This window comes from Pseudobacillus wudalianchiensis (assembly GCF_001685015.1).
In the GTDB taxonomy this organism is placed as follows: Bacteria; Bacillota; Bacilli; order Bacillales; family Domibacillaceae; genus Pseudobacillus; species Pseudobacillus wudalianchiensis.
Genome location: NZ_MAYT01000032.1, coordinates 199,985 through 207,845, shown reverse-complemented (window position 1 = coordinate 207,845; position 7,861 = coordinate 199,985). Strand labels below are relative to the sequence as shown.

The following is a 7,861-nucleotide window of genomic DNA, read 5'->3' as shown; positions in this document are numbered from 1 at the left end:
GAGGTTTTACCATTAAACTACACCCGCATATATTATATACCTGGTCGGGAAGACAGGATTCGAACCTGCGACCCCTTGGTCCCAAACCAAGTGCTCTACCAAGCTGAGCTACTTCCCGTTAATCAATATAATGGCGCGCCCGAGAGGAGTCGAACCCCTAACCTTTTGATCCGTAGTCAAACGCTCTATCCAATTGAGCTACGGGCGCAATAGTGATGCGGCCGAGAGGACTTGAACCTCCACGGGGTCGCCCCCACTAGGCCCTCAACCTAGCGCGTCTGCCATTCCGCCACGACCGCACGTTTCTTGNAAGTGCTCTACCAAGCTGAGCTACTTCCCGTTAATCAATATAATGGCGCGCCCGAGAGGAGTCGAACCCCTAACCTTTTGATCCGTAGTCAAACGCTCTATCCAATTGAGCTACGGGCGCAATAGTGATGCGGCCGAGAGGACTTGAACCTCCACGGGGTCGCCCCCACTAGGCCCTCAACCTAGCGCGTCTGCCATTCCGCCACGACCGCACGTTTCTTGCAACAGAATTAAATTGTAACACGTGATCTTTATCAAGTCAAGTGTTTTTTAAAATGACTTTTAGCTCTCTTTAAGAGCTTTCTATCATTTCAAAAGAATGTTCCAAACGCGCTTTAGCGTCACTAGGAATATATTAAAGTAATATGATCAATTAGTCAACTGTTTTTTTAAAAAATAAATCATTTACTAATTCTTCTATTGATGTGGACTCTCAAACGATTTTACAAATAAAAAAACAGCTTGCACAACGCAAGCCGCTCGTCATGTACAATGCGGATGAAGGGAGTCGAACCCCCACGCCTTGCGGCGCCAGATCCTAAGTCTGGTGCGTCTGCCAATTCCGCCACATCCGCGCAAATGATGAGCCATGAAGGACTCGAACCTTCGACCCTCTGATTAAAAGTCAGATGCTCTACCGACTGAGCTAATGGCTCATTATGGCTGGGCTAGCTGGATTCGAACCAGCGCATGACGGAGTCAAAGTCCGTTGCCTTACCGCTTGGCTATAGCCCAATATTATTAAAAAGAAAACAATGACCCCTACGGGATTCGAACCCGTGTTACCGCCGTGAAAGGGCGGTGTCTTAACCGCTTGACCAAGGGGCCTTAATAAAGATTAAAATATGGCGGAGAAGGAGGGATTTGAACCCTCGCGCCGCTTACGCGACCTACACCCTTAGCAGGGGCGCCTCTTCAGCCTCTTGAGTACTTCCCCATAAAAAACAATGGCTCCGCAGGCAAGATTCGAACTTGCGACCGATCGGTTAACAGCCGATTGCTCTACCACTGAGCTACTGCGGAATAGAAAATTATTTTATCGACAATTTGTATTATATTAAAGCGGAGTACGCGAGTCAACATTTTTGTTGAACAAAATATAAAAAGCTCTGTTCATGTCATTTACTGACCTTCTTATATAATCGACCACTCCTTAAAGTATTATTCTCCATTTGATTCTATTTCCTCCCTGCATACAATAACCCCTCTGCACTTACCGCAAACATAACGGCCAGTGTTAATCTTTCTTTTCCGTTTATAAACAAGATGGCAGCTAGAACATTCATAAACCAGTACACGAGTTCTCTTTTTGGGCTGTATTTTCTCTAATGGCGTGCAATGCCTCGGCCCGTTCACTTCTCGCAGCAATTGCTTAAAGTCTTGATCGCCATGTTTATAGCCTTTGCCTTCCAGATGCAAATGATAATGACACAATTCATGCTTAATAATGCCTTCTAATTCTTCCTGTCCGTAGGCTTCTAAATATTTTTTATTTACTTCTATATTGTGAGATCGCAGCATATAACGGCCGCCAGTTGTTCTTAAGCGTGAATTAAATATAGCTTTGTGGAGAAATGGGCGGCCGAACAGTTCGATTGATATCTTTTCTGTAAGCAATTGAAGTTCTTCGTTAGTCATTAGCCGCCCACTCCTTTTTCTTTTTTATTTTTCAGGAGGAATCATTGTTAAAGAGACTCTTCCTTTTTTCTCGTCGACTTGCTCAATCCAGACAGTGACAATATCTCCGACTGCGGTAACGTCGAGCGGATGTTTAACGTACCCTTTTTTCATTTTTGAAATATGCACAAGGCCGTCTTCTTTTACACCAATATCAACAAACGCACCGAAATCTACGACGTTTCTAACAGTCCCTTGCATTTCCATACCTGGCTTTAAATCTTCAAGTTTCATGACTCCTGTTTTCAAGAGCGGCGTTGGTAATTCATCCCTCGGATCGCGTCCAGGTCTTTTTAAAGCGTCCGTAATATCTTGCATCGTCAGAACACCAATACCCGTCTCTTCTGCCGCATGCTCGATGGCAATGTTATTCAACGCTTCCGCGAGCTCTTTCGTTCCTACATCTTGTGTCGTGTATCCTACGCTTTGAAGCAGTTTCTTTACTTCTGGATAGCTTTCAGGGTGAATAGCTGTTTTATCTAGCGGCTCTTGACCATCTATAATTCTTAAAAACCCTATACATTGCTCAAATGTTTTTGCACCAAGACGAGGAACTTTTTTTACTTGTGAGCGATTGTTAAATTTCCCGTTTTCCTCTCTAAACTTGACGATATTATTTGCTACCGTTTTATTTAATCCCGCAACATACTGCAGGAGTGAAGAAGAGGCTGTATTTAAATTCACCCCAACTTGGTTAACAGCTGTTTCTACTACAAATGTTAAAGATTCATTTAGCTTTTTTTGAGAAACATCGTGCTGATACTGTCCTACCCCTACTGATTTAGGGTCGATTTTAACTAACTCTGCTAAAGGATCCTGCAATCTCCTTGCAATCGATACAGCACTCCTCTCCTCGACCTGAAGATCCGGAAATTCCTCGCGCGCTGTCTCGGAGGCAGAGTATACGCTTGCCCCTGCTTCATTGACAATTACATAGGATGTTTGCTGCTTGCTTTCCTTAATAATGTCCGCTATAAACTGCTCTGTTTCCCGCGAAGCTGTTCCATTGCCGATGGCAATAATTTCAACACTATATTCTTTTAAAAGCTGCTGAACGAGAGTTCCCGCCTCATCTCTCTTCGACTTTGGAGGATGCGGATAAATAACGCCTATATATAGCACCTTACCCGTTTCATCTACTACGGCAAGCTTACAACCTGTTCGATAAGCCGGATCAACACCAAGAACGACTTTTCCTTTTAAAGGAGGCTGCAAAAGCAGTTTCCTTAAGTTTTCGGAAAAAATATGGATAGCCTGATCCTCTGCCTTTTCTGTTAATTCATTTCTCACTTCCCGCTCAACAGATGGCTGGATAAGCCGTTTATAAGCATCTTGGAGTGCTTCGTGTACGTATACTCCAGATTTGACTTGATCATTTACCTTGTATTGTTTACTCATATACCGAACAATTTTATCGACGTCTGTCTGAATCGTCACCCTTAAAATATCTTCTTTTTCCCCTCTGTTCAGGGCTAAGATACGGTGCGGAACAATTTTTGCCACTGGTTCTTCGTAAGTATAGTACATTTCATAGATGTTCTTTTCATCCAACTCACTGTTTTTAGCAGCAGAATGAATCACCCCATTGCGAAATGTTTCATCACGGACCCATTGGCGAATGGCTGCCTCATCAGCTGCTTGCTCGGCAATAATGTGCAAAGCTCCCTCTATCGCTTCTTCCGCGGAAGCAATGCCTTTTTCTGTAGATATGTATATTTCAGCTTGTGCCGTTACAGACGAAGTTGGCATAGCAAGAAGCCACTCCGCTAATGGCAATAAACCTTTTTCCTTAGCGATCGTTGCTTTTGTTCGTCGTTTTTGTTTAAAAGGACGGTAAAGGTCTTCTACAGCCTGAAGCTTCTCAGCGCGTAAAATATCCGCTTTTAACTCTGCTGTTAGCTTGTCCTGTTCTTCAATCAAACGAATAACTTCTTCTTTACGGGCAGATAAATTTTGCAAGTAATTCCAACGGTTGATAAGTGATTGAATTTCAACTTCATTAAGCGCTCCCGTCATTTCTTTTCGATAGCGGGCAATAAATGGTACCGTATTTCCTTCCTCAATTAGATTAATAACCGCTCTCACTTTTTTTACCTCTAAATTTTCATCCTGAGCTGTTTTTCTAATCAAGCTTTCTTTTCCAAAAAGCTCTTGAACCGGCATCTTAATCCCTCCTTTTTCCATGTTCTATTTTAACACAAGAAAAAAGCCCGCGTTTATTAAAGCAGGCTTCCGATAATATAGGTAGAATCATCCCCAGATTTGGCTGTTTCTTCTTGAAGGATAGAGGCAATTTGCTGGATAGAACGGTTTCTCAGCAGTGCCTTAACATTCAAAACGTTAATTCCATCTGAGTGGAGAAGGAACTTACAATTCGCCTCATAAGTGAAGCGCTGTGTCCGATACTTTTGTGGGCGGCCTGATAAATAACCAGTTACCGGCAATGGATAAGTTAATTTTTCTTTGTCTGTATACAAGTAAAAGCGAATGTTGCCAACACAACTGTATTCAAATTCACGAGTATGGAAATACACTTTTAAAATTGCGACGGCCGCCCCCCGTTTTTGATAAAGAACATTATTGCTTAAGCTCATTAAAAGGTCGACCGATTCATGATGATTTTCTTCTACTATCTTTGTTACTGCAGATGAGGAGTGAAAAGCAAATTCACCACTGCCAAGTCCATCTGCTAGTACACAGATTAAATAATCATCCGTTGTATGGATATAATAGCTGTCTCCGCAAAAAGGCTGGCCACCTTTGGCCACTTTATTGGCGCAGATTTCGAGCTGTTCATTTTCAAAATAGTTCATTAAGTCAATCGCTCCGATGTCATTGATTCAGCATCAATTGCTTCTTTCAACTTTTTGATAGCTCTTCTTTGCAGGCGCGATACATGCATTTGAGAAATATTCAATTTATCCCCTGCATCCTTTTGACTCATGTTCTCTAAATAAGTATATTGGATAATTTGACGTTCACGATCGGACAATACGTGAAGCACCTTTTCAAGCACGAGCCTCTGGTCTACCCTTTCATAACCTTGTTCTTTGTTACCAACAATATCAAGCAGCGTCACTGTGCTGCCATCGGAATCCGCTTCAATTGAGTGGTCGACAGATAGAGCCTGATAACTCTTACCCATTTCCATCGCTTCTAAGACTTCCTCTTCGGAAATATCAAGATAACGTGCAATTTCATCTACCTTTGGAGACCGCTGCAAGCTTGAAGTTAATTCCTCTACTGTCGATTTAATTTTTGGACCAAGCTCTTTAATACGTCTCGGGACGTGAACGCTCCAGGTTTTATCCCTTAAAAATCTCTTGATCTCACCAACGATTGTTGGAATGGCAAAGGCTTCAAAGCTCTTACCGTAAGAATCATCATAACGCCTAATCGCTCCTAAAAGACCCATCATTCCGACCTGGGCAATATCTTCATGATAAGATTTGCCTTTAGAATATTTACGGGCGATCGATTCAACTAATCCCTGGTAATGCTTTACGAGATTTTCTTGGGCTTCATGATCGTTTTCTGTTTGAAAAGCTTTAATCCATTCAATCACTTGTTGTTTTACATCTTGATTAGGTTGAGATGGTTTCTGCATCCCTCTCCACCTGCTCTCCTTCAAGGTACTTTGTCATGAACAAAGTAACCCCTTCCTTTTGATGAACCTTCACTTCGTCCATTAGTGTTTCGATGAGAAATAGACCTAAGCCTCCTTCACGCAGAAACTCCACAGAATTCTCCTTGTAAGGGCCCAAAGCTTTTTTAGTTTCTCGAAAGTTAAAACTTTTACCGTTATCAGATACCATCACTTCTAAATGCTTCTCATAAAGAGCAAAGCCAACCACCACTTCGCCTTCTTCGTCGCCGTTATAGGCATGTTGAACAGCGTTGGTGATCGCTTCACTAGTAGCTATTTTTAAATCTTCAATCGCATCATATGTAAATCCCATTCTGCTCGCAATTCCTGAAAGCGTCAACCTAATAACGCCCACAAATTCCGGTTTGGCCGGGATTTTCATTTCGATGTAATCAAACGCCTCCATTATCAAACGCCACCTTCTACTTCGGAATTAATGTTCATAATATCTGCAAGGCCGGTAATATCGAACAATCTTCTTAAGCGTTCTGACAAACCAATCAACTGCAGAGTACCTCCGTTGGCATTTAAGCTCTTGAAAAGCCCCACGAATACTCCTAAGCCTGTGCTGTCCATATAAGATACTTCTGATAAATCAACGACTATGTTAGATGTTTCTCTCTCGGTATATGGAAATACAGTCTCACGAAGCTTTGGTGCTGTATATGCATCAATTTCTCCAGCGATTCTCACTTTTGTTTGTAGTTCTGTTTCTTTCACATCAATTGTAATGTTCATTTTAAACCCACCTCTTCTTTATTACTCCACTGTTTTTAAAGTATACCCAGCTTAAAAGAACATAAACCTTTCCTTATTTGATTCTCTTTAAAATAATCAAGGTAAAATCATCACGCAACTGAAAACCTTGCAAAAACTCAAGCTCTTTATATACTTTATCCGCAATTTCCTGGGCTTCTAGATGAATATACTTTTGAATATATCCCTTTAGGGTATCTACTTCTATAAAGCCTTCCTCTGTTCGACACTCCGTTACACCATCAGACATAAGCAGGATAATATCTCCTACTTCCACTTTCTTCTCGAATTGACGGTACTTTGTTTTCTTACTTACGCCAAGCAGTAAGCCTTTCGCGTACAACTCTTTAAAATCCTTTGTCTTGTGGTCATAAAAGAAGCCGGGTTCATGACCTGCAGAAGAATAATAGAATGTATGATTTACTGTATTGTACATTCCATAGAACATCGTAATAAACATTGTGGGGTCTACATTCTGTTCTACTACTCTATTTAAGCTTTCAAGTACCTGGCTCGGTTCGTATTGTCCCTCTGGCAGACTGTCCATTGAGTATTTAATCATAGACATACAAAGCGCTGCTGGTATTCCTTTTCCAATAACATCCGCAATTGCAACACTGACAGCGCCCTGTTCATCCTGGACAAAATGATAATAATCCCCACTCATTTGTCTTGCTGGTACACTAATGGCCCCAATATCAAGACAATCCACATCAGGAACTTGTGTCCCCAAAAGTGTTTGCTGCATATTAGCTGCCACTTCGATCTCACTTTTCAACTCCTGCTGAATGGTGCGCAGATTTTGATGCTCACGATAAGCAAGACCATATGCCATCATGACTTCAAGCAAAATGTCGAAAGAAGGGAGCATCGCCTCGGAAAACTCTATTCCAAGATCTAATAGAGCTGTTTTATGAAGGCTAATAATTTCTTCAGGAGAGATTTTGTGCTCAATGGATTTCCTGCTGAATTTTTGACTGAGATACAATGCCTGCTCATTCTGGTCCTTCATGTAACTCTCAAGAATTTCTTTATATTTTTCCTGCATTACTTCCCTAAATTCCATACTTGCCCTCCTTAACGGAGCCACTTGATTGCCCTAATAAGTGTACCCTCCCCTGGAGTAGAGTCAATCGTAAACTCATCTACAAGGCGTTTCACGCCGGGCAAACCGGCTCCAAGTCCTCCAGAGGTAGAAAAACCGTCTTCCATCGCTTTACGAAGATCTTGAATACCAGGTCCCTGATCTTCTGAAATAATGATTAATCCGACTTTTCCAGCAGCCTCTGTCTTTTCTATGCATACCTGGCCCTGACCGGCATAAAGGTAAATATTACGCGCCAGCTCACTAATAGCTGTCGTGATACGGGCCTGGTCGACCGTGCCAAATCCTAGGTCTTTGGCTACATTCCTGCCGAGCTGCCTTGCAGCTACGATGTCCCATTCATTTGTAATCTTGACGCAAGAATCCAT

At 42.1% G+C, this 7,861-nt stretch carries 8 protein-coding genes and 11 tRNA genes; all 19 read right to left on the bottom strand.

The window, feature by feature from the left end; genetic code table 11:
• Positions 1-41: 41 nt before the first annotated feature.
• Positions 42-118, bottom strand: a tRNA-Pro gene (locus A8F95_RS21485).
• Between the two features lie 13 nt (positions 119-131).
• Positions 132-208, bottom strand: a tRNA-Arg gene (locus A8F95_RS21480).
• Between the two features lie 8 nt (positions 209-216).
• Positions 217-299 (bottom strand) — tRNA-Leu (locus A8F95_RS21475).
• A 54-nt stretch (positions 300-353) separates the two neighbouring features.
• A tRNA-Arg gene (locus A8F95_RS21470) sits at positions 354-430 on the bottom strand.
• An 8-nt stretch (positions 431-438) separates the two neighbouring features.
• Positions 439-521, bottom strand: a tRNA-Leu gene (locus tag A8F95_RS21465).
• 281 nt (positions 522-802) lie between these two features.
• Positions 803-884, bottom strand: a tRNA-Leu gene (locus A8F95_RS21460).
• A gap of 8 nt (positions 885-892) precedes the next feature.
• Positions 893-965, bottom strand: a tRNA-Lys gene (locus A8F95_RS21455).
• A 4-nt stretch (positions 966-969) separates the two neighbouring features.
• Positions 970-1,044: transfer RNA gene (locus tag A8F95_RS21450), tRNA-Gln, on the bottom strand.
• 21 nt (positions 1,045-1,065) lie between these two features.
• Positions 1,066-1,137 (bottom strand) — tRNA-Glu (locus A8F95_RS21445).
• Between the two features lie 18 nt (positions 1,138-1,155).
• A tRNA-Ser gene (locus A8F95_RS21440) sits at positions 1,156-1,246 on the bottom strand.
• 11 nt (positions 1,247-1,257) lie between these two features.
• Positions 1,258-1,332, bottom strand: a tRNA-Asn gene (locus tag A8F95_RS21435).
• Positions 1,333-1,470: 138 nt separating this feature from the next.
• Entirely contained in the window at positions 1,471-1,947 is a 477-nt protein-coding gene (locus tag A8F95_RS21430) for a SprT family protein (protein ID WP_065412404.1), read from the bottom strand.
• Positions 1,948-1,971: 24 nt separating this feature from the next.
• Complete coding sequence (locus A8F95_RS21425; protein ID WP_065412403.1) at positions 1,972-4,149, bottom strand: Tex family protein; 2,178 nt, start codon at positions 4,147-4,149, stop codon at positions 1,972-1,974.
• Between the two features lie 56 nt (positions 4,150-4,205).
• Entirely contained in the window at positions 4,206-4,799 is a 594-nt protein-coding gene (locus tag A8F95_RS21420; protein ID WP_065412402.1) for a PP2C family serine/threonine-protein phosphatase, read from the bottom strand.
• On the bottom strand, positions 4,799-5,593 hold the full coding sequence (sigB, locus tag A8F95_RS21415) for an RNA polymerase sigma factor SigB (protein ID WP_049659788.1): 795 nt from the start codon (positions 5,591-5,593) through the stop codon (positions 4,799-4,801). The genes A8F95_RS21420 and sigB overlap by 1 nt, the downstream gene beginning before the upstream one ends.
• On the bottom strand, positions 5,571-6,038 hold the full coding sequence (gene rsbW / locus A8F95_RS21410) for an anti-sigma B factor RsbW (RefSeq protein WP_065412401.1): 468 nt from the start codon (positions 6,036-6,038) through the stop codon (positions 5,571-5,573). The genes sigB and rsbW overlap by 23 nt, the downstream gene beginning before the upstream one ends.
• A 2-nt stretch (positions 6,039-6,040) precedes the next feature.
• On the bottom strand, positions 6,041-6,370 hold the full coding sequence (locus A8F95_RS21405; RefSeq protein ID WP_065412400.1) for an anti-sigma factor antagonist: 330 nt from the start codon (positions 6,368-6,370) through the stop codon (positions 6,041-6,043).
• A gap of 73 nt (positions 6,371-6,443) precedes the next feature.
• A complete protein-coding gene (locus A8F95_RS21400) occupies positions 6,444-7,454 on the bottom strand; it encodes a PP2C family protein-serine/threonine phosphatase (RefSeq protein ID WP_065412399.1) in 1,011 nt (336 codons plus the stop codon).
• Positions 7,455-7,465: 11 nt separating this feature from the next.
• Positions 7,466-7,861, bottom strand: coding sequence for an anti-sigma regulatory factor (locus A8F95_RS21395; protein ID WP_049659778.1), 396 nt, complete (start codon positions 7,859-7,861; stop codon positions 7,466-7,468).